A 335-nucleotide genomic window follows, 5' to 3' on the forward strand; every position below is an offset into this window, starting at 1 on the left:
GTGTGTCCGATGTTGGACTTCAACGAGCCCAGCCACAGAGGCTGTTCCTCCGAGTGCTCCTTGCCGTACGTGGCGATCAGGGCCTGGGCCTCGATGGGGTCGCCGAGCGTGGTGCCCGTACCGTGCGCCTCGACCGCGTCGACGTCACCGGCCGCCAGACCCGCGTTCGCCAGCGCGGCCCGGATCACACGCCGCTGCGAGGGACCGTTCGGCGCGGTCAGGCCGTTGCTCGCGCCGTCCTGGTTCACCGCGGAACCTCGTACGACCGCAAGCACCCGATGGCCAAGGCGCCGAGCATCCGACAACCGCTCCACCAGCAGCATGCCGACGCCCTC

At 70.1% G+C, this 335-nt stretch carries 1 protein-coding gene; it reads right to left on the bottom strand.

The window, feature by feature from the left end; translation table 11 throughout:
- Window positions 1–335, bottom strand: a 335-nt coding sequence (locus tag ADL01_RS24625) for a hypothetical protein (RefSeq protein ID WP_159049619.1), incomplete at both ends; no start/stop codon positions are given.

This window comes from Streptomyces sp. NRRL WC-3618, from assembly GCF_001280005.1.
In the GTDB taxonomy this organism is placed as follows: Bacteria; Actinomycetota; Actinomycetes; order Streptomycetales; family Streptomycetaceae; genus Streptomyces.